The organism is Frankia sp. CcI156 (assembly GCF_001983015.1).
Lineage (GTDB): Bacteria > Actinomycetota > Actinomycetes > Frankiales > Frankiaceae > Frankia > Frankia casuarinae.
The window spans coordinates 34,370-55,378 of the sequence record NZ_MOMD01000034.1; the positions used below are offsets into that span (position 1 = coordinate 34,370).

The following is a 21,009-nucleotide window of genomic DNA, read 5'->3' on the forward strand; positions in this document are numbered from 1 at the left end:
CGCGGAAGGTCACGAGGCCTCCAGGAGCGGGTTGGGGATCGGCACGTACACCGACTGAGTGGCCACCGGTCCGACCAGTTCGTCCCGCCCGTCCACGCAGGTGCGCAGGTTGGCCTTGCATGGCAGGGTGGGGGAGTCGAGCAGCCTGGTGATCAGTGCTCGGCGAGCGGCGGGTGGTCGCAGCCCCCGCCCGCGTGGGCCATCCTCGTCCAGCCGATGGAGCAGGCCACGCACCCGCCCGAGCAGGCGGCGCTCGTCCGCGACACCCGCGACCCCGAGCGCGCCGGCGAGGGCGAAGACGTTGTTCACGAACAGGTAGTAGATGGTCCTCTCGGCCACCAGCGCGTCATCGAAGATCGCGTTGAGCCCGGTACCGAAGCCGGGCAGCAGCTGCTGCACCTCCGCCGTGGCGGAGGTGGCCACGTAGTAGCCCTGGCTGTCGCGGTACCAGCCGGCGATCGGCCAGCCCGCCGCGTCCAGGGTGACCAGGGTGTTCTGCAGGTGGGCCTCGACGCCGATCCCGAAATGCAGGTAGAGGTCCACCACCGGGGCGGCTACCACGGTCAGGTAACGGTCGAACCAGGCGTCGGTCAGCGTCGGGAGGGGATCGCTCAGCGAGCCAGCCAGCGTCGTGAGGATCCGGGGAAGCATCGCCGTCCGGGCCCGGCCACGGCTGTCCGTGGTCCGCTCGGGCCTGGGCGCGATGAGTGCCGCGGCGCACACCACCCGGTCGACTGACCCGAACGGATTGACCCGGACGGCGGTCTCCAGCCCGACGCCGTCCTCGTCGCGCCCTCCGTCGCGCCGCTCGCCGGACCCGATCCGCAGCGGTGTTGCGGGGCCGGTTCGGGGCCGACCCTCCCCTCCCGGTCGGGTGACGGCCACCCAACCGGGCTCCCCGATGAGGCGGAAGTTCGGATGTCGGGCGGCGAGCGCCGCGCCGAGACCGGCGTCGATCAGCCTCGCGGTCATCGCGCCGAGCCGCAGCTCGTCGAGCTGCAGCACCCGGCGCGAGTTGGTGATCCGCATCCCCAGCGAGAGCTTGAGCATCACCGGGATCTCCGGCCGCCAGACGGTACGCAGCGACGAGGTGGGATACCACCGGTGCCCGGACACCCCGAGGTCGATCAGGCGGCCGTCCGCAAGCAGCTCGGCGACCGGTTCCCGCCTGCTGACCTCGTCCGCCTGCCAGGGATGCGCGGGTACCACGACGTAACCGGCGGGAATGTCCGGGCGATCGCGTCCGCCGGTCCGAGGGGACCCCGTGAGCCCGGGTGGGCCATGTCGGTCTGGTCCGGAACCGGACGCGGCCGAGAGGTCGGACTTCGGCTCCTCGGCCCCAGCGTCTTCCCTGGCCAGATCCGCCAGCAGCCGGATCAGGCCCCGGCCGTTCGTGCCGAGGGCCTGGTCCCGCCCTCCGGAGCGGGTCGTCGTACTGCCCGAGACGGTCACCACGGAGGGATGGGCTGCGAACCAGTGCAGCGCAAAGGACCCGCCGACTTCCGGAGAGTAGGTGGCCAGTGCCTCCGGCGAAGCCCCCTGGCGACTCTTGGCCGCCGGATGGAACGGATGACCGGTGATCAGGGCCTGCTCCGCGGCGAGGAACGGGGGGATGGTGGCCGGGTCCGGCCCGGGACCGCGGGCCGCGAGGCAGCTCGCGATCCAGCCGGCGGAATCGATGATCCTTCCCAGCGCCTGGGCGCCGAGGGCCGGCGGTAGCCCATCCCGCGTGACGACCTCTCGGACGAGCAGCGCGGCGAGCAGGCCCGCGTCCACCGGGGCTGGTTCGCGGGCCGCGGAAACCAGGCGTGGTGGTCCGAACCCGTGCCATCCGGCCGGGGAGTGGTGCGTCAACGTCGCCCGAACGGACAGGCCGGATGCGGGTAGGTCGATGCCGAGCGTCCGGGCGTCTGCCGGTAACCGGACGCCTGTCTCCCGCACCCAGCACCGCAGCAGAGTCTCCGTGACGATCTCGTCCGCGATGGTCGCGTCCGCGATGGCCTCGGACTGCGGTCGATCGCCGGTCACGACCGCCGCCGGGCCCTGGTGGAACCACCGGCGGCAAGGACGTCCCCGGTCTCGGCGATCAGCCCGAGCAGCGCGTCGACGTCCGCCGTGGTGGCGTCGGGATTGAGCAGAGTCAGCTTCAGGAAGACCGCGTGACGGGGACCGAGTTGGGTGCGCCCCACGACGGCCCGGCCGGCGACGAGCAGTTCCCGGCGCAGCCGGGCGTTGATCCGGTCCACCCGGTCGGGGGAGGGCGGGCCCGCGGGRCCGGATGCGGTGGGGCCGGACGCGGTCGGATCCGAGATGGCCTGTGGCGGCCGGTAGCGGAAGACGAGGGTGCTGAGTGTTACCGGGAAGGCGAGTTCGAGACGGGGGTCGGCGCGCACCGTCCGTGCCGCGTGCTGCGCGAGATCATGGCAGGCATCCACCCGGGCGCCGAGACCGTCGCGGCCGAGGGCCCGAAGGGTGACCGCGATGGGGAAGGCGTCCGCGCGGCGGGTGGTCCGCAGCGACCGGCCCAGCAGGCTGGTGAAGCCGGCCGCCTCGTCATCCTCCGGGTTGAGGTACTCCGCCCGTGTCGCGAGGCTGGCCCARCCGTCGTCGCGGGCGGTGAGGAAGACCCCGGCCGGCGCCGGCTGCCAGCCGAGTTTGTGCAGATCCAGTGCGACCGAATCTGCGAGGTCGAGTCCGTCCAGCAGGCCGGCCAGCCGCTCGGACAGCAACGCGCCGCCGCCGTGGGCGGCGTCCACGTGAAACCAGCAGGCCGCCCTGCCGGACCTTGCCTCCATGCCCGATGGCCTGCTCGGGTCCTGCGACCCACCTAACCGGAGGCGATGTTCCTCGACCACCGCGGCGATCTGCCGAAGCGGGTCGACCGCGCCCGCATCGGTGGTACCAGCGGTGGCCACGACGATGGCCGGCCCGGCGTGCGCGGCCAGGGCGTGACGGAGCGCCTCGACGCGCATCCGGTGCCGGTCGTCGGTCTCGATGACCAGCACCGGAGGCGCGTCGATCGCGAGCAGGGACGCCGCCCGATCAATCGAGAAGTGTGCCGCCGCCGAACGGAACACCCGAGGTGCCGGCCGGTCCGCTCCTCGGTGCCCGGGGCCTCCTTGGTGCCCGGCATCGTGACCTGGGGCGGCCGGGCCCAAAGCGTCTTGCCCGGTCGGGCCACGGCGGGCCGCGTCCCGACCGAGGAACAGGCCCATCAGGTTCGATTCGGTCCCACCGGTGGTGATCGTGCCGGTGGCCCGGTCCGGATCGAAGCCGACCAGTGCGGCCAGGGTCGCGACGACCTCGGTCTCGATCGTCGTGGCCGCGGGAGCCTGGTCCCAGGAGTCCAGGGACGGATTGAGGGCGCTCACGGCGAGGTCGGCGGCGACCGCGACCGCCAGCGGAGGGCAGTGCAAATGGGCGGCRCACCACGGGTCCGCCGGGTCCGCGGAACCGGCGGCCAGGGCTTCGACCAGGCCGGTCAGCGCGGCCGACGGGCCGATTCCGGTCCTCGGTAGCAGGGTCCCTGTACTGTCCGGGGGGGCCGGATCGGCCGGGGCCGGATCGGCCGGGGCCGGATCGGCCGGAGTCAGGCCGAGGGCAGCTCTGGTCATGGCGCGCACCACCGGTGGACCACCGGCGGGCAGCGGGCCGCCGCGGATCCGGCGGCCATCGTCGAGGGCGGCCAACGCGAGATCGACCATCGGCCGTAGCCCCGGGAGGATGGGGATCTCCCGCCTCCGTGGACCGTCCGTGGACCCCCCGTTCCTCCGCCCCCGTTCCTCCGCCGACGTGGGCTTTCCGGCTGGTGCGGACTCTCCGGCCGGCGCGGTGGCGACAGGTGTGTCAGGGCTGCGCGGGGGGATCATCCGGCGGATCCGAACCGGACGTGGGCCTGATCGGCGGGTGGGTGTCCCAAAGCCGCGTGGACGGAGAGCCTGCGGACGGCGGCATCGATGGCGTCGGCGAGGATCGCGAGGACGCGATCGCCCTCCTCATCGCTGAGGATCAGCGGTGGCAACAGCCGGACGACCGCGCCGTGYCGCCCACCGAGCTCGATGATCAGGCCGCGGCGCAGACATTCGGCACGTACCAGACCGGCGAGTCTCGCGTCGGCGGGATGCGCGCCGACGAGGTCCGGGGCTGCGGTCGGATCGACCATCTCGGCGCCGAGCATCAGCCCGCGGCCGCGTACGTCGCCCACCTGCGGCCGGTTCCGGGCGATCTCTGCCAGGCCGGTGAGTAGGCGCGTGCCGAGTCGGGCGGCGCGTTCGTCGAGACGGTCCTCTCGCACCAGGCGCAGCGTGGCATGGCCCGCGGCCATCGCCAGCTGGTTTCCACGGAAGGTGCCGGTATGTGCCCCGGGCGCCCAGGTGTCCAGCTCAGACCGGTAGGCGATGACGGCCAGTGGCAGCCCGCCGCCGATCRCCTTGGACATGACGATGATGTCGGGGGTGATGCCGCTGTGCTGCGCGGCCCAGTACTTCCCGGTGCGACCGACTCCCGTCTGGACCTCGTCCAGGATCAGTGGGATGCCGCGGCGACGGGTGATCTCGCGGATGGCGCGGAGCCAGCCGTCAGGAGCGGGAACCACCCCGCCCTCACCCTGAACCGGTTCTACGATCAGTGCCGCCGGCCTGACTACCCCTCCGGCCGGGTCATCGAGGAGACGTTCGATGTAGCGGGCGGACAACTCGGCACCGTCCGGACCGGGGGCGCGACCGGACCCCACCCCGAACGGGCACCGGTAGGGGAARGGGAACGGCAGCCGTACGACGGATGTCGATGGCGGCAGAGGATCTTTGACGGCGACGTTCCCGGTCACGGCCAGGGCACCCGCCGTCATTCCGTGGTATCCACCGGTGAACGCGAGGATGGTCTGGTTGCCCGTCACCGTCTGCGCGAGCTTGATGGCCGCCTCGACCGCGTCGGCGCCGCTCGGGCCGCAGAAGTGCAACTTCACATCGCTCCCCATGCCGGCCGGCAGGCAGCCACGGAGTTCGTCGGTGAAGGCGTCCTTCTCGGGGGTGGCGAGGTCGAGCGTGTGCAACGGGGCGCCTCGGGCAAGCATCGATGTGATCGCCTCGGTTACCACCGGATGGTTGTGTCCCAGCGCGAGCGTTCCGGCGCCGGCCAGGCAGTCCAGGTAGCGGCGGCCATCCGCGCCGAGAACCATGGTTCCGGACGCCCGGACAGGCACGATCGGGAGGGTCCGCGCATAGGTCCGTGCCGCCGATTCGCGCTGACGCTGACGCGCGAGGATCGTGGCCGGGTTCGCGGCGTCCGTGGGTGCGGACCTGGGACCCGTGGTGGGGGCTGCAGGCGTGGACCTGGCGGCGACGGGGGTCGTGGTCGGGGGGGTCGTGGTCGGGGGGGTCGTGGTCGCAGGGGGCGTCGTCGTGGCTCTCGTGGTTACGGAAGGCACGGTCGCGGGGGGCGCCGTGCGGCCGGCTGAGCCGCCGGCGGCGTCACGAGCGGAAACCGTCATCGCGGGCGACTCCCTTTCGCGCAGGCTGATTGAGGGAAGCCTAACTTAAGCCAGTCGCACCATGGTTGCTCCGCGCAAGGTTATGGTGGTGCCAAGCAGACGTGGTGGTCTCTTCATAGTCCGTCCGGGGGAGTCGGGTTGCGGCAGAAACATCGGCCTCAGGCTGTGGTGTTTGCGGCATGTCCACTACACGCCCGTTGATCAGAATCAGACAACCGGTTATGGCGGTGACGAACGTCCCGCGACCGTCCGGCGGCACGGAAGCCGGATGCGGTCCGTGTGATGTATCAGGCACCGTTTGCGGATCCGATCCGTGTTTCGTCGCCCCACCATCGGGCTAACCGACAGCGTCGGGTCCAGGTGGAGACCACCYATCCGAGACCACTGTCTGGACCACCCTTCTGGACCATGCGTCCGCACTCGGCAGCCCGCGCCACACGCCATCGCTCCTGTGCGCCTGGCGGCAGTGCGCCTGGCGGCAGTGCGCCTGGCGGCAGTGCGCCTGGCGGCAGAGGGGATTGTCCTGTCCCTGGCGAGGGACGCGGCTGAGCTCGGACAACTGATGGAGTCTCGGACGACTGATGGAGTGACGACTGATTGGAGTGAGGAGTCGATCTGGTGGACCTGCCGCCCTCGGCCGCGCCGCTGCGCGCCCTGCCCGCCGAAAGCCTCCCCCGTCCGGTGTTGACCGCGGTGCGTGCCTGGCCGGCCGGCGCCGGAGAGGTCAGCGCCTACTTTTACGACCCGGCGGCGGCCGCGCGGAACGCCGCGGCGCTGCGGGCCTGCCTGCCCATGTGGGCGGAGGTCTGCTACGCGGTCAAGGCCAACAGCTTTCCGCCGATACTCGACGCCCTGTTGCGTGGGACCGGTCCGGACATCCCTCGGTCGGGGCGGGAACGGAGTGACTCCAGCCCGGGCGCCACCCCGACCGACGCCAGGAGCGACGCCAGGACCGGCGCCAGCGGTCGGGGCATCGACGGTTTCGAGGTCTCCTCCGCGCACGAGGTGCGCCTGGCGCAGGCAGCGTACGGCCGGGTCGACTCCGCCCGACGTCCCCGCCTGGTCGCATCCGGACCGGGAAAGTCGATGACCCTGCTTACCGCGCTGGTCTCGGCCGACGTCGACGTCGTCAACGTCGAGAGCTTCGGCGAACTGCGCCGCCTGGACGCCGTCGCGGCCCGRCTCGGCCGTCGGGTGCGGGCGGCGGTGCGCGTCAACCCGGCCCAGGTAGGCCTGGCAGGCTCCCTCCAAATGGGCGGTCGGCCGAGTGCGTTTGGCATCCCCGAAACGGAGGTCCCCGCCGCGCTCGAACTCGCGGCGGATCTGGCCCATATCGACGTCGTCGGATTCCATGTCCACGCAGTGTCCGGCAATCTCGATGCCGCCGCCCATCTGGGCTACGTCCGGTGGTGTCTCGATTTCGCCGTCCGGACGGCTGCCGTGGCCGGGATCGAGCTGCGGATGGTCGACGTGGGCGGTGGATTCGGGGTTCCGTTCGAACCGGACCGGCGCGGTGACCGGCCCTTTGACCTAATCCGATTTGGTGAGGGACTAAGTTCGCTGCCGGTGCCGGACGGAACTCGGGTAATCTTCGAGCCGGGGCGGATGCTGGTGGCCGACTCCGGCTGGTACGCCGCCGAGGTGATCGACGTCAAACATTCCTACGGGACGGAATTCGTGATTCTGCGTGGCGGAATTCATCATTTCGCGCTGCCGACATCGTGGGAGATCGTCCATAACTTCGCCGTCGTGGAGAGATCGGGCCGGAACGGTGGGCCGGAGCCGGAGCACACGCGGGAGGCGGTGGTCGAAGGTCGTCCGGTGACGGTGGTCGGGGAGCTGTGCACGCCGGAGGACACCCTCGCCCGTGACATCACGGTCGATCGGGTGCGGCCGGGTGACGTCGTCGTCTTCCCCATGGCGGGTGCGTACGGCTACGAGTTCGCACTGCCGGATTTCCTCGGCCACCCCCGGGCCCGGCGCATCGAGCTTCGGGGAACACGGCATGCTCCGTTCCCCACCGATCGGTCGAGCTGATCGGATACCCGGGAGAGGAATGTTCCTTCAGCACCAGGTAGCACCAGGTTCAAGCTCATCGCTCCAGCCGCCATGGCAGTTATTTCTGACATTCTAGACAATATTACTCCAAGTCGCATTTTTCGGGTTATTGACAATCTGTTGATGGGGCGATACGCAGTGTTTATCGACTTGGYGCCCAAACGGGACATTGCGGACGGCGGGGGCCGATGTGTCGTGGTTCTGGCCCGTTCGGCTGGTCAAAAGTAGGACTTCTGTCACAATGAATAGATAACTAGCAATCTATAGTGGCATTCCTATCAGATCAGCCGTGACTGCCGATCGGGAGTCACATCAGGACACGGCCGGGAGTATCGATCGGGGAGAAGACCCATGTTTTCGTACCTACATCGTCTCAGGACCATCAGCGTGCTCGGCGCGGCGACCCTTGTCGGCGGGCTGCTCGGCGGCGGTGGCTACGCCTACGCGCAGAGCGGTTTCACCGGCAACCCCTGGGTGTTCCGGGCGACCAACCAGAGCGCTGAGGGGCTTCGTATCCAGTCGACGGGCGGGCCCAACGGCCAGCTGTTCATCGTCTACGACCATCTGAACCAACCCATCTTCGCCGTCAACAAGGCCGGCGGCGCCGGCGTGTTCGGGGACAACTTCAACGTCCACCAGGGCAACGACATCCTGCATCCCTGGGTGCGGATCAGCGTCACCGATCCGCAGCCCGCCGACTGCGTGACCACGGGCCAGCTCGTCATCGGGGGCTCGACCGGTTCGGGTGGCCGCATCTGGCGGTGCGTCGTCGGGCAGGGATGGACGTCCGTCGTCTGACGGGACGTGGCCCGCGGCGGGGCGAGGCCCGCTTGGACGATCGTGACGTCACGCGGCGTCACGATTCAGTGCCGCATTGCTTTTCAAGTAGCGCACGCCCTTTTGTAACCGGCGTCACAGAACCTCTGCGCTGACCCGCTGACCCGCTGAGCCGCTGAGCCGCTGATCGGGTGATTCGCCAACCATGCCGGACCCATCCGCTGCGGGGGAGGGCCGGGCGGGGAATGACGTGACGGCGTCAGGGGCCGTTGGTGATGATCGTGACGGCCGCCTCGGCGTCGTTTGGCCGGGCCGCCTCCCAACCCGCGCGTGCCGCTCCGGTGCGGCCTGATCCGGCACGGTCCGATCCCGGCCGCCTCGACAGGACCGGGAAGGGGGACATCCCGAAGGCGGACGACAGCAGGGCCGATGCGGAGGCGGCCGGGGGACGTGGCGCGGGACGGATCGGTGGGGAGTACCGGGCGGCCGGGGCAGAGCGGGTCACAGTGGTGGGTTCGGTGGGTTCGGTAGGTTCGGTGGGTTCGGCGGGTGACGACCCGTCGGCGGACGACGGCCCCTCGGGCAGCGAGGAGCTCCCGGCGCCCGGGGAGGCCGCGCCGTCGGCTTCGGGGACGGAGGCGGACCGCCGACCCACCACCGGCGCCGGCGGAACCGGCACGGGCAGGTCGAACCACAGGTACTTCCCTGACTCGACCGCCACCGTCCCCCAGCTGCCCGCCAACGTGTCGAGAACCAGCAGGCCGCGACCGCCCTCGGCGTCCGGCGCGACCTCACGCCGCTGCGGCAGAACCGTCGAGGTGTCCGACACGGACGCGTGGATCAGACCGGGCCGTATCTCGATAAGCAGCCACAGCGGCGGCTGCCCGTATTTGACCGCGTTCGTCACGAGCTCGCTGACGAGCAGCTCGGCGGTGCCGCGCAGGTCCTCGGGAAGGTCCGCCAGCCGGATGCCCTCGCGGAGCACCCTGCGGGCCTGCGGGACGGCGGAGGGCAGATAGGGGAGCTCGGCGAGTATGTGGGTTGCGGGTGGGCAACTGGACGTTGCCTGCCGTACCACATCCATCGGGACCGAAGACGCGCTCATCGACCACCAAGCCTGTGCGAGGATATCGAGGTGGCTCTACCCACTGGGTGGGGATTGAAGCCTCTGTTTCCGGATCGCACCTCTTGAGGCTATGTCGATCTGGCATCCGGTGCGGTGCCGGTGGCGCCTCCTTTCCGTGGGCCTTCGTGCCCGCGGGGCCCGGGGGGACGCCCGCGGGCGTAGCGGAGGCGCCTCGGAGGTACCCCGAAGCGTCCATCATGCCGGTCAGCCGGGCACGCGCGCCACGAGGATCGCGACATCGTCGCGCAGGTTGCCGCCGGCAAACCGCTCGGCGGCGGCCAGGACGCGATCCGCGATCCCCTGCGCTGACAGGCCTGCGCATCCCCCGATCGCGTCGAGGAGCCGGTCCTCGCCGAGCAGCTTCCCGCCATTGCGGGCCTCGATGACCCCGTCGGTGTAGAAGACCAGTGACTCGCCCGGGCGCAGGACGATCTCGAACCCCGGAAACGAGACCTCGTCGTCGTCGAGGACGCCGAGCAGGGTTCCCGGGCGACCGACGAGCGAGGCGCGCCCGTCGGCGTGCAGCACCACCGGCTGGGGATGGCCGGCGAGGAACAGCCGSAGTCGGATCCTGGTGCTGGTGCTGGTGCTGGTGCTGGTGCTGGTGCTGGTGCTGGTGCTGGTGCTGGTGCTGGTGCTGGTGCTGGTGCTGGTGCTGGTGTCGGTGTCGGTGTCGGCGGGCTCGCCCTCCGCGGGTCCGCCGGCCGGCGCCATGATCGTGGCGGCGGCCAGGGTGCAGAACCGACTCTGCCCGTTCGGATGAGACGACGCGGCGTCGCGCAGGGTCCGGTTCAACTCGAGCAGCACCTCGCCGAGCTCCGTACCCCGGCCCGTCAGCAGCCGCAGGACGGCGCGGGCCACCCCGGTCACGGTGGCGGCCTCTGCACCCTTGCCACAGACGTCGCCGATGGCGATCGTCCAGCCGAGCGGACCCCACAGCAGGTCGAAGAAGTCGCCGCCGACGTCGAGACCCGCCGACTGCGCGGCGCCGTAGGCGGAACCGAGATCCAGTCCCTCGATCATCGGCAGCTCCGGTGGGCGCAGACCCGCCTGGAGCGTGCCGGCCAGTTCCACCTGCCGGCTGTAGAGCCGGGCGTTGTCGACCGCGAAGGCGGCCCGGCGCGCGAGGTCGGCGAGCAGATCGATCTCGTCCGCGGCGAAGGCGTTGCCCTCGGGGCGRCCGAGCGCGAGCACCCCGAGTACCCGCCGCCGGGCCCGCAGCACCATCACGAGCGCCGGTCCGCCGAGCGCGGTCAGTGAACGCACTCGGTCTCCGCTCGCGGAGCGCACCGCCGCCATCAACGGGCCGTCCGGGTCGACCGCGGCAGCGGTGAGGGCGCCCGCCGCGTTCTCCTCCGCGTGTGCCGCCGCCCACAGGGCGGGATCGGCGTTCTCCCGGTGCAGGTACACCGCGCACCACTGGGCCAGCCGCGGGACCGGCAACCGCGCGAGCAGCGCCAGCGAGCGGCTCAGGTCCAGGCTGCCCGCCAGCAGATCGGACGCCTCGGCGAGGAAGGACAGCATCCCGATGCGGCGCTCCTCGGCGCGTCGCATGTCGCCGCCGCCGAGGGCCAGGGCCATCCATCGGGTCGTCAGGCGGATGCGTTCCAGGTCCAGCCCGGCCGCCGCGGCGGMATCCATCCGGCGGACGTCGCCGGGGACACCCACTCCGCCCGAATCGCTGGTGCCGCCCGAATCGCTGGTGCCGCCCGAACCACTCGGGCGGCCGCCGGCCGCCGGCCAGAGCAGCAGTTCGCCGAGGCTCTCCTGCGTCGGATCCAGCGGGAACAAGAGCGCCTCGGTAACCGGGCCGACGGCCCCGAGCGTGGCCACGGTCTCCGACCGGCCGCCGTCGCGCCCGGGACGCCGCACCAGCCCGGCGGTGACCGCGAGYGCGTCCACCAGCTGCGCGAGCAGCTCACTGACCTCGCCCTCGGCGGTGAGGGCACGGGCGGTGTCCCGGGCTATCAGCCGGACCGGACGCGGCGCCGGTACCACGGGGGCCGGTACCGGGCGGGGCGCGGGACAGGTCACAGCCACAGCGGGACTGGTCACAGCAGCGGTGGGCGAGCCGTCGCCGGCGGTTTCCAGGCGGAACCAGACGGTCTTGCCACCGCGGCCGTGCTCGGTCCCCCAGCTCGTCGCGAGCGCGTCGACGAGGGCGAGGCCGCGGCCGTCCTCGCGCAGCCCGTCGATGCCGAAGTCAGCGTCCTCGACCTTCTTTACCCGGGCCATGCCGATGCGGACCGGATGCCGGTCGGTGACCCCGACCCGCACGCCGTCACCGTCCGCGCGCACCTCCACGGTGGCCGAGGTGCCCGCGTGCACGACGACATTGGTGACCAGCTCGGTGACGAGCAGAAGCGCGGAGTCMAGCAGGTCGTCGTCCAGCTGCCCGTGCAACGCCTCGAGCAGGAAGCGCCGGGCGGCCCGGGGGGAGTCGGGCGTCGGTGGCAACGCGATGGCGCGCGCCGGCATCGTCCCACCCCCTGCTGCGCCATACATGTACTCAGTCTCTCCTGCGTTGTCCATCGTGAGGCGGATACTGGCGGCTGGTGTCACCTGTCCACCGACGCCGCCCCACGCCGGTGCCCGTGGGAGACCGCCCTTGACCCGGGCCCTCCGCCCGGCCCGGGACCCGAGACGATCGTGTCGACTGAGCTCAGGTAGGAGACCAATGAGCCCCGCATACGACCCGCAACCCTCGGCTCGTCATGATCTGGATGCACCAGGCGGTGACGCTACCGCGACCATCGTGCCCCATGCATCCCTTCCCGTGGACGACACTCGGGCGTCGCGGGCCGCCGCCGACGAGCTGATCGCGGATCTCCTGCACGGGCTGACCCGCCTGTGCGAGGGCGACTTCTCGACCCGCCTCGCGGCGCGGGACGGCTACGCCGGTGACGTGGTGCGCAAGTTCGACGAGCTGGCCGCCATCCAGGAGCGCCACGCGCGTGAGCTGGCCCGGGTCAGTAAGGTGATCCGCCGTGACGGTCGGCTCACCCTGCGGATGGAGGACCTGGGCAACCCCGGCGGCTGGTCCGACATGACGCAGGCGGTGAACTCCCTCATCGACGACCTGGCCCGGCCGACCCACGAGGTGGCGCGGGTCATAGCGGCGGTGGCCGAGGGGGACCTGTCCMAGCACATGGCGTTGGAGATCGCCGGCCAGCCGGTGCGCGGGGAGTTCCTGCGGATCGGCACCACGGTGAACACGATGGTGGACCAGTTGTCGTCGTTTGCGGACGAGGTGACCCGGGTCGCCCGTGAGGTGGGCACCGAGGGCAACCTGGGCGGGCAGGCCAAGGTCAAGGGCGTCTCGGGGGTGTGGCGGGACCTCACCGAGTCGGTGAACTCGATGGCGGGCAACCTGACCAGCCAGGTCCGTAACATCGCTCAGGTCACCACCGCGGTTGCGCAGGGTGATCTGAGTCAGAAGATCACGGTGGACGCCCGCGGTGAGATCCACGAACTGAAGTCGACCGTCAACACGATGGTCGACCAGCTCTCCGCGTTCGCCGACGAGGTCACCCGGATGGCCAAGGAGGTCGGCACCGAGGGCAAGCTAGGCGGCCAGGCGCAGGTCAAGGGCGTTTCCGGGGTCTGGCGCGACCTGACCGACTCGGTCAACGTCATGGCCGGCAACCTCACCACCCAGGTTCGCAGCATCGCCGAGGTCGCGGCGGCCGTGGCCCGCGGCGACCTCACCCGGCAGATCACCGTCGACGCCCGGGGCGAGGTCGCGGGCCTCGCGCACACCCTGAACACGATGGTGGACCAGTTGTCGTCGTTTGCGGACGAGGTGACCCGGGTCGCCTGGGAGGTGGGCACGGAGGGCAACCTGGGCGGGCAGGCGCACGTGCGGGCCGTGTCGGGGGTGTGGCGGGACCTGACGGAGTCGGTGAACTCGATGGCGGGCAACCTGACCAGTCAGGTCCGCAACATCGCGCTCGTCGCCACCGCCGTCRCCCGCGGCGACCTGTCGCAGAAGATCACCGTGGCGGCCCAGGGTGAGATCCTGGAGCTCAAGGACACCCTGAACACGATGGTGGACCAGTTGTCGTCGTTTGCGGACGAGGTGACCCGGGTCGCCCGCGAGGTGGGCACCGAGGGCAACCTGGGCGGGCAGGCGCATGTGCGCGGGGTGTCGGGGGTGTGGCGGGATCTGACGGAGTCGGTGAACTCGATGGCGGGCAACCTGACCAGTCAGGTCCGCAACATCGCGCTGGTGACCACGGCGGTGGCCCGCGGCGACCTGAGCCAGAAGATCACCGTGACCGCGCAGGGTGAGATCGCCGAGCTGAAGGACACCGTCAACACGATGGTCGACCAGCTCTCCTCGTTCGCAGCGGAGATCACCCGGGTGGGCCGGGAGGTTGGCGTCGAGGGCAAGCTCGGCGGTCAGGCCACCGTAGCCGGAGTCGCCGGAACGTGGAAGGACCTCACCGACAACGTCAACCAGCTGGCGTCCACGCTGACCATCCAGCTGCGGGCGATCGGCGACGTCTCCACCGCGGTGACCCGCGGTGACCTGACCCGGTCCATCTCGGTGGAGGCCGAGGGCGAGGTCGCCGAGCTCAAGGACAACATCAACCAGATGATCGCGCGACTGCGCGAGACCACCGAGGTCAACGCCCAGCAGGACTGGCTGAAGTCCAACCTGGCCCGGATCGGCAGCAAGATGCAGGGCCAGCGCGATCTCTACGCGGTCTGCCAGATGATCATCAGTGAGATGACGCCAGCGGTCAACGCCCAGCAGGGCACGGTCTACCTGCTCGACTTCATCGAGGGTGACAAGCTGCGCTACGTCGCCGGCTACGGCTCGGTGCCCCGGCGCCGCTCGGACGGCACCTTCCTGTTCGGCGAGGGACTCATCGGGCAGGCGGCCCTGGAACGCGACCGTATCCGAGTCGAGCACGTACCAGCCGGCTACCTCAACATCCGCAGCGGACTCGGTGAGGCGCCGCCGTGCGACCTGGTCGTCGTGCCGGTCGTGTTCGAGAACCAGGTGCTCGGCGTCATCGAGCTGGCCTCGTTCTCGCCGTTCTCCGAGCTGCACYTCACCCTGGTCGACCAGCTCGTCGACACCATCGGGGTGGTGCTGAACACGATCATGGCGAACGCGCGGACGGAGGAGCTGCTGGCCCAGTCCCAGCGGCTCACCCAGGAGCTGCGTTCGCAGTCGGTCGAGCTGCAGCGGACGAATAACGAGCTTGAGGAGAAGGCGGCGCTGCTCGAGGAGAAGAACCACGAGATCGAGCTGGCCCGCATCGGGTTGGAGGAGAAGGCCGAGCAGCTGGCGCTGTCGTCGCAGTACAAGTCGGAGTTCCTGGCGAACATGAGCCACGAGCTGCGCACGCCGCTCAACAGTCTGCTCATCCTCGCCAAGCTGCTGGCCGACAACCCGGACCGTAACCTCTCCCGCAAGCAGATCGACTTCGCCGAGACGATCCACTCCGCCGGTTCCGAGCTGCTCGAATTGATCAACGACATCCTGGACCTGTCGAAGGTCGAGGCCGGCAAGATGAACGTCGATGCGACCACCGTGCGCACGGCGGCGCTCTGCGACGCGGTCGCCGGGGTCTTCGGCCCCGTGGCGGAGGAGAAGGGCCTGTCATTCCAGGTCAACCTCGCTCCCGACGTGCCGGCCGAGTTCGTCACCGACGAGCAGCGCCTCCAGCAGGTGCTGAAGAACCTCCTGTCGAACGCGGTGAAATTCACCGACACCGGCACCGTCCGGCTGGACGTCACCGTCGCCCGGCCGGATCTGCCCTTCCTCTCGCCGAGCCTGTGTTCCGCGGGCACGGTGTTGTCGTTCGCGGTCACCGACACCGGAATCGGGGTCGCCGTCGAGAAGCTTCGGATGATCTTCGAGGCGTTCCAACAGGCGGACGGCACGACGTCGCGTCGCTACGGTGGCACCGGGCTCGGCCTGTCGATCAGCAAGGAGATCGCCCGCCTGCTGGGCGGGGCCATCGCGGTCTCCAGCGTGGTCGGCCGTGGGAGCACCTTCACCCTTTACCTGCCGTCGGCCCCGCCGGCGCAGACGCCGCCCTTTGGGGTCACGCCGGGCGAGCCAGACAACGTTCTCATGATCGTCGATCCGTCGGGTCAGTACCTCGGGCGGCGGTCGGGTGAGGGAGTGGACGCGGAACCGGGTGGYGGACCCGCGCCGTCCGCCGGCCGCGATGCCGGGCCCGCGAACGGATGGCAGAACCCCGACGCCGACCGGTTCGGCACGGCGGCACTCGCGCCCTCGTCCCCGTCTTCGTCTTCGTCCCTGTCCCCGACCCGTTCCGGGCCCGGCGCGGGGGGAACCGCCGGGCACGGGGACGCGGGTGGGATCGGCGGCGCCCACTGGTCCGCCGCGGCCAGCGGACCGGCGGAGGGCTCGGCGGCCTTCACGTCGGGCTGGCGGCCGAGCGAGCCCGTCACGGTGGGGACTCCGTTCCTCACCGAGTCCACCGAGTCCACCGAGTCCGCCAGCCGCCCGCTGACCGAGGGATCGGAAGGATCCGATCCCCTGGTCGGCACCACGGTGCTGGTCGTCGACGACGACGTCCGCAACGTCTTCGCGCTCACCAGCGCGCTGGAGATGTACGGAATGCGGGTCCTCTACGCCGACAACGGTCATGATGCGATCCGTATGCTGCAGCAGGACACCCCGCCCGTGCACCTCGTGCTGATGGATGTGATGTTGCCGGGCATGGACGGCAACGAAACGACCTCGATGATCCGTGACATGCCGGCGTTCGCGGACCTGCCGATCCTGGTGCTGACCGCCAAGGCCATGCCGGGAGATCGGGAGAAGAGCATCACCGCCGGAGCCACCGACTACATCACCAAGCCCGTGGATCTGGAGCATCTCCTCGGGGTGATGCGGTCGTATCTGTATTGATCAGATCGCGTATGGTGCGCATTCGGGTGGCTATCGGTGGGGTGGTGAGATGCCGCCGGGAGCGATCAGTGATCATGTAGGGGTGGCGACGCCCACCACGGGTCGGCAGGGCGATCGCGAAGGAGGAGGCAGGCGGGTGACCGAGCGGACCGGCGGTTCCGTCGACGGYGAAGGTGGGCCGAGCACGGAACGGCCCCGCAGCAAGATCCYGCTGGTCGACGATCGAGCGGACAATCTGATGGCCCTGGAGGCGATTCTCGCCTCGCTGGATCAGGATCTCGTCACGGCGTCGTCGGGTGAGGAARCTCTCAAGCGTCTTCTGGTGGACGACTTCGCGGTGATCCTGCTGGACGTCCAGATGCCGGGGATGGACGGTTTCGAGACAGCGCACCGGATCAAGCAGCGGGGGCGTACCCGAGACACTCCGATCATCTTTCTGACGGCGATCGACCGCGAGCCGCATCACGCGTTCCGCGGCTACGCTGTCGGCGCGGTCGACTACATCGCGAAGCCTTTCGACCCCTGGTTGCTCCGGGCCAAGGTCAGCGTCTTCGTCGAGCTGTTCGAGAAGAACGAGCGGCTGGCCGAACTGGTCCACCAGCGTGTTCGCGACTTTGATCTGATGACGGAGATCGCGGAGCGGCTGATCGCGTTGGACGTCCTGCTGGAGGGCAGCAGCCGCAGCTCCGCCGAGGAGACCCTGGCTGCGGCCGGGGCCGAGGTCCGCGGACTCGTCACCCGGTTGCAGCCCTTCGCCCGGCCGACGAACGCCTGATCGTCCACGCCCGTCGGCGGGCATCCGGCCTCCCGCCAACATTAGGCGGGATGGCGTGGGTGTGGGTGCTCGACCACCACAAGGGGGCGCCCGGCCCATGGCTCGCGCCGATAACATGAATTTGTCGACCAGATCCGCCGCCGTGCCGGCACGGCCGGTTTGTGCAGTCGTAGGAGGTTTCGTCGTATGGCGATATCCCGGCGCAACCTCCCTGGGCTCACCGGGACTGATCTCCAGACTATCGGTCCGTATACAGTTGAACGGAAGCTGGTCGACGCCAGGACAGGACCAGTGTTTCTTGCACGTAACGGCGAGGCGCGTCCGGTCCTCGTCAAGACGATTACTGCGCCCTTCGGGCGGGACGCAGAGTTCCGTCGGCGCCTGCGCGTCGACCTCGACAACATCCGCCGGTTGGCGCCGTCCTGCCTCGCCGCCATCCTCGACCTCGACACGGGCGCTCGCCCCCCATACGTCGTCGCGGAGTTCATCGACGCTCCGACTCTCGCCGCAACCGTCGCCGGCGGCGCAGCGTTGTCCGGACCAGACACCTACCGGCTCGCCGTCGGGCTGGCGACGGCTCTGGCCGCACTGCACGAATTGGAAATTTTCCTCGGCGACCTGAAGCCTATCAATGTGGTTCTTTCCGGGCAGGGAGTGCGGCTGGTTGACTTCGGGCTCTTCCGAGCGATGAATGCGGTAAGCATCAATAATCCGGGCGGACCGCCGTCCGGTATCGGAACACTTGCGTTCATAACGCCCGAACAGGCTCTCGGGYAGACCGCCACCGTCGCATCGGATGTCTTTACCTGGGGCGGCATGCTGTTGTTCGCCGCGACCGGCCGGCCGCCATTCGGTGCCGGAACGCCCCGGGTCCTGCTGCAGCGGGCCGTCTACGCGGAACCCGACCTGTCCGTGTTCTGCCCGGAGCTGCGAGAGCTGGTCGCGGCGGCGATGCGCAAGGACCCGAAGCGCCGGCCGGCCGCGGCCGAACTGCTCGAACAGCTGATGGCCTATCCGACACGAAGCGAGGCGGAGCCGGCGGTCGAACCCACCCGGCGTCTCGCCCTGCCGGCGGGTGTCATCGAGACGCTGGTGCCGGTGCAGACGAGGCGGACGGTCGAGTCCGAGACGAAACCGGAGGTCGTAGGCACGAGCGACCTCGCCGCTCCTGCCATCGGTGCCATCCACGGCCTCGAGATCGTGCTCGAAACCGTGACCGTACTCGAAACCGTGACCGTGCTCGGGACCGGGCCGGCCGCGGAGATCACGGCCGTCCCGCCGGCCGCGGAGATCACGGCCGTCCCGCCGGCCGCCGCGGTCGCCCTCGGCGCCGTCCGTACCGGAGCAGAACCGCGGATGCGTCCGTCGTCTCCCGGTCCGTCGTCTCCCGGTCCGTCGTCTCCCGGTCCGTCGGCCGCTCTGGCCGGTGTGCCCGCCCCACTGCCCACCGCGGCCGCGAGAGCGCGCGCAAGCTACGTCCAGGAGGGCACCGGGAATGTCTCCGCCTTGTCATCACCATCGTCACCGCGGGATCACCTGGACCGCGGGTGGCTTCGACGCGTGCTCTCGATCGGCGTGGCGGTCTCGGTGCTCGTCCTCTCGACCGTTGTGATCGTCGATACGCTGCGGGAGCGCAGCGCGGCGGCCACGTCGCGTGAGGCGGCCCGTGGCGCGATGCGCCTTCTCGACCGGGAACCGGATCTCGCCGGCCAACTCGYCGTCTCGGCCTACCGCATGGCTCCGACCTCGGCTGCGGCGGAGGCGCTGGTCAATGCGAGCATCCGGCAGATCGGGCCGGCGACGGGAGCGATCCGCGATCTGCTGATCACCCCGGATGGTCGATATCTGATCATCGTCGGTGACTTCGGCGGGTCGGTGTGGAACATCATCGGCCCTGGCCGGGTGCGCTACATCACCGACCTGCCCGCGGTGGCCGCGGCCATGGGAGATCGCAGCCCCCTCGCGGCCGGGGTCGCCCCGGCGGCCGCGGTGAAGGGCCTGCTCGCCGTCGCGCTGATACCCGCATCCGGTCCGGCCACGGGTGTGCGGGCGTCCACGATCATGGTGACGGCGGGGACGGACGGGGTGATCCGGTTATGGCGGCTGGCCCAGCCCGGGTCCACGGACGACGGTGACCTTCAGTCGGCGATCAACACCGGTCAACGGGTGAGTCTGCTCGCCGAGTTGCGGGGACACACGGGTGCGGTGGCGAGCGTCGCGGTGAGCGGGGATGGTCGAACCCTGGCCTCGGCGGGCGCCGATCGCGTCGTCCGTCTCTGGGACATCGGCCATCCGCAGAATCCTCGCGCCCTCGCCGAGCTGCCCCAGCCGGCGGAGGTCACCAGCCTCGCCTTCACCCCCGACGGCGACTCGCTCGCGGTCGGGGGGGTAGGCCATCTCTCCGTCTGGGATGTGACCGCTGCCGGGCAACCGCGCCGCCGGGCCCAGCTGACCGCCCCCGCCACTGTCCGCAAGCTCCTCGTCAGCCCGGACGGCCGGTGGCTCGCCGTGGCGAGTACCTCCGACGGCGGCTCGCTGACGGAGATCTATGGGCTGGACAGCCCCCGGGGACTGCACCGCCTCACCGCCATCGCGAGCCGGCCAGGCCAGGCCGGTTCGATCGCGCTCTCCGCCGACGGGCGGGTCCTCGCTGTCAGTACCCCGGCCGGTCAGGTAACGCTCTGGGACATGCGCTCACCATCCCGGCCGGTGCAGCGGGCCACCCTGCCGGTCGGCACCGCGCCGACGGCGACGGTCTTCGGACCTCTGGGACATGAGGGCGTCCTCGCAGTCGTAGCCGGTGACGCCGTCCGTCTCTGGCAGCTCGACCTGCTCGCGGCCGAGGACGAGATCTGTGCCAGGGCCGAGGGCCGCATCAATCGGGAGCAGTGGCGGACCTACCTCGGTCACCGGCACTACGACCCGCCCTGTGACTGACCCGCCCGGTGACTGACCCGCCCGGTGACCGGCCCGCCCGGTGACCGGCCGGGTTGGTCGCGTTCCTCGTGATGTCCGGCCTGCTGCTGGTGGTGGTGCCGCGGGTGCGGGCAGGTGAGGATGCCTCGGGGAGCCGGCAGGCGGCGGCTATCGCGAGAAGTGGCGCGCGGCGCCGTAACCGGGGCCCTGTTCCGGGCGGCCCGTCCGGGACGTCCATCGCCACTGGACCGAGATGCGTCCGGCGACGTGCTCCGGGACCCTGGGCACCGCGTGCAGCCAGTCGGCTTGGGCCCGACCTCCCAGCACGATCAGATCACCGCCGGCCGGGGAGAGGTCGCGAGCGCCGGATGCCTCCGGGTCGTTGAGGATCCGTCGGCCGGGCKGCAGGTGGCGAGACTTGATCAGGAACGGTCGCCGGGCACCGAGGGTGAGGATGGCGATCACCGTGTCGTCGAGCCAGCGCATCTCGCGGTCCCGGTGGAAGGCGACGCCGTCGGCTCCGTCCCGGTACAGCGACAGGCCAAAGCCGTCGAACTCCACGCCGTAGGTCCGCCGCAGGGTCCGGTAGGCGTCGAGCAGGGCGGGAAAGGCGACCGGCCGACCCCGCGGGATCCAGGCGCTCATCCGTGGTTCGGTGACGTGGCGTTCGTAACGCCACATGGTTCCCTGTCGCCAGGGGATCTCGGCATGCAGGGTCTCGTACAGCTGGTCGGCCTCGCGTAGCCATCCGCGCGTGACGTCGACCCAGGACCGGTCGTCCAGCCAGATCCGTTGCACCGACGCGGTGCGGTCGACCGCACCGTTGGCGGGCACCGCGGTGCCGTCGGTCTCGCTCGTCACCCGGCCGACGCTACCCGGCCGACGCCATCMGGCAGGCCCCGGTCCGGGGCCGTCCGGCGTAACCTGCGAGATCCAGGAGGCATATTCCGTGAAGGTGAACAGGCGAGGAT

The 21,009-nt window shown here is 70.4% G+C and carries 11 protein-coding genes; 5 read left to right on the forward strand and 6 right to left on the reverse strand.

Going from position 1 to position 21,009, the window contains the following annotated elements:
* Positions 1 to 9: 9 nt before the first annotated feature.
* The 3 genes from CcI156_RS13990 to CcI156_RS14000 form a co-directional block, all read right to left on the reverse strand.
* Entirely contained in the window at positions 10 to 2,028 is a 2,019-nt protein-coding gene (locus CcI156_RS13990) for an IucA/IucC family siderophore biosynthesis protein (protein WP_023840995.1), read from the reverse strand.
* Positions 2,025 to 3,704, reverse strand: a complete 1,680-nt coding sequence (locus CcI156_RS13995; RefSeq protein WP_051875276.1) for a pyridoxal-dependent decarboxylase — start codon at positions 3,702 to 3,704, stop codon at positions 2,025 to 2,027. Before CcI156_RS13995 ends, CcI156_RS13990 begins: the two co-directional genes overlap by 4 nt.
* A 161-nt stretch (positions 3,705 to 3,865) precedes the next feature.
* Positions 3,866 to 5,488 (reverse strand): diaminobutyrate--2-oxoglutarate transaminase family protein, encoded by a 1,623-nt coding sequence (locus tag CcI156_RS14000; protein WP_076806124.1) that lies wholly within the window; start codon positions 5,486 to 5,488, stop codon positions 3,866 to 3,868.
* A gap of 618 nt (positions 5,489 to 6,106) precedes the next feature.
* Between CcI156_RS14000 and CcI156_RS14005 the strand changes: the two genes are divergently transcribed.
* Both CcI156_RS14005 and CcI156_RS14010 read left to right on the forward strand, forming a co-directional pair.
* A complete protein-coding gene (locus tag CcI156_RS14005) occupies positions 6,107 to 7,525 on the forward strand; it encodes a diaminopimelate decarboxylase (protein WP_023840993.1) in 1,419 nt (472 codons plus the stop codon).
* A 372-nt stretch (positions 7,526 to 7,897) separates the two neighbouring features.
* On the forward strand, positions 7,898 to 8,344 hold the full coding sequence (locus CcI156_RS14010; RefSeq protein WP_011438422.1) for a hypothetical protein: 447 nt from the start codon (positions 7,898 to 7,900) through the stop codon (positions 8,342 to 8,344).
* A 238-nt stretch (positions 8,345 to 8,582) separates the two neighbouring features.
* Here CcI156_RS14010 and CcI156_RS14015 read toward each other — a convergent pair whose 3' ends face one another.
* Complete coding sequence (locus CcI156_RS14015) at positions 8,583 to 9,428, reverse strand: ATP-binding protein (protein WP_011438421.1); 846 nt, start codon at positions 9,426 to 9,428, stop codon at positions 8,583 to 8,585.
* 225 nt (positions 9,429 to 9,653) lie between these two features.
* Entirely contained in the window at positions 9,654 to 11,954 is a 2,301-nt protein-coding gene (locus CcI156_RS14020; protein WP_076806126.1) for a SpoIIE family protein phosphatase, read from the reverse strand.
* 172 nt (positions 11,955 to 12,126) lie between these two features.
* Here CcI156_RS14020 and CcI156_RS14025 point away from each other — a divergent pair, with 172 nt between their 5' ends.
* The 3 genes from CcI156_RS14025 (at position 12,127) to CcI156_RS14035 (ending at position 20,059) form a co-directional block, all read left to right on the forward strand.
* Complete coding sequence (locus tag CcI156_RS14025) at positions 12,127 to 16,347, forward strand: HAMP domain-containing protein (RefSeq protein WP_076806127.1); 4,221 nt, start codon at positions 12,127 to 12,129, stop codon at positions 16,345 to 16,347.
* Between the two features lie 136 nt (positions 16,348 to 16,483).
* Positions 16,484 to 17,122 carry a two-component system response regulator gene (locus CcI156_RS14030; RefSeq protein ID WP_076806129.1) on the forward strand — a complete coding sequence of 213 codons (639 nt, stop codon included), beginning with the start codon at positions 16,484 to 16,486 and terminating at the stop codon, positions 17,120 to 17,122.
* A 291-nt stretch (positions 17,123 to 17,413) separates the two neighbouring features.
* On the forward strand, positions 17,414 to 20,059 hold the full coding sequence (locus CcI156_RS14035) for a serine/threonine-protein kinase (protein WP_254847424.1): 2,646 nt from the start codon (positions 17,414 to 17,416) through the stop codon (positions 20,057 to 20,059).
* 147 nt (positions 20,060 to 20,206) lie between these two features.
* On the opposite strand, the gene CcI156_RS14040 is transcribed toward CcI156_RS14035, so the two are convergent.
* On the reverse strand, positions 20,207 to 20,899 hold the full coding sequence (locus tag CcI156_RS14040) for an alpha-ketoglutarate-dependent dioxygenase AlkB (protein WP_076806133.1): 693 nt from the start codon (positions 20,897 to 20,899) through the stop codon (positions 20,207 to 20,209).
* Between the last annotated feature and the right edge of the window lie 110 nt (positions 20,900 to 21,009).

Bases quoted from the DNA above. Each gene is read 5' to 3' on its own strand.
- CcI156_RS14010 (WP_011438422.1), top strand. From the start codon at position 7,898: ATGTTTTCGTACCTACATCGTCTCAGGACCATCAGCGTGCTCGGCGCG.
- CcI156_RS14015 (WP_011438421.1), bottom strand. From the start codon at position 9,428: ATGAGCGCGTCTTCGGTCCCGATGGATGTGGTACGGCAGGCAACGTCC.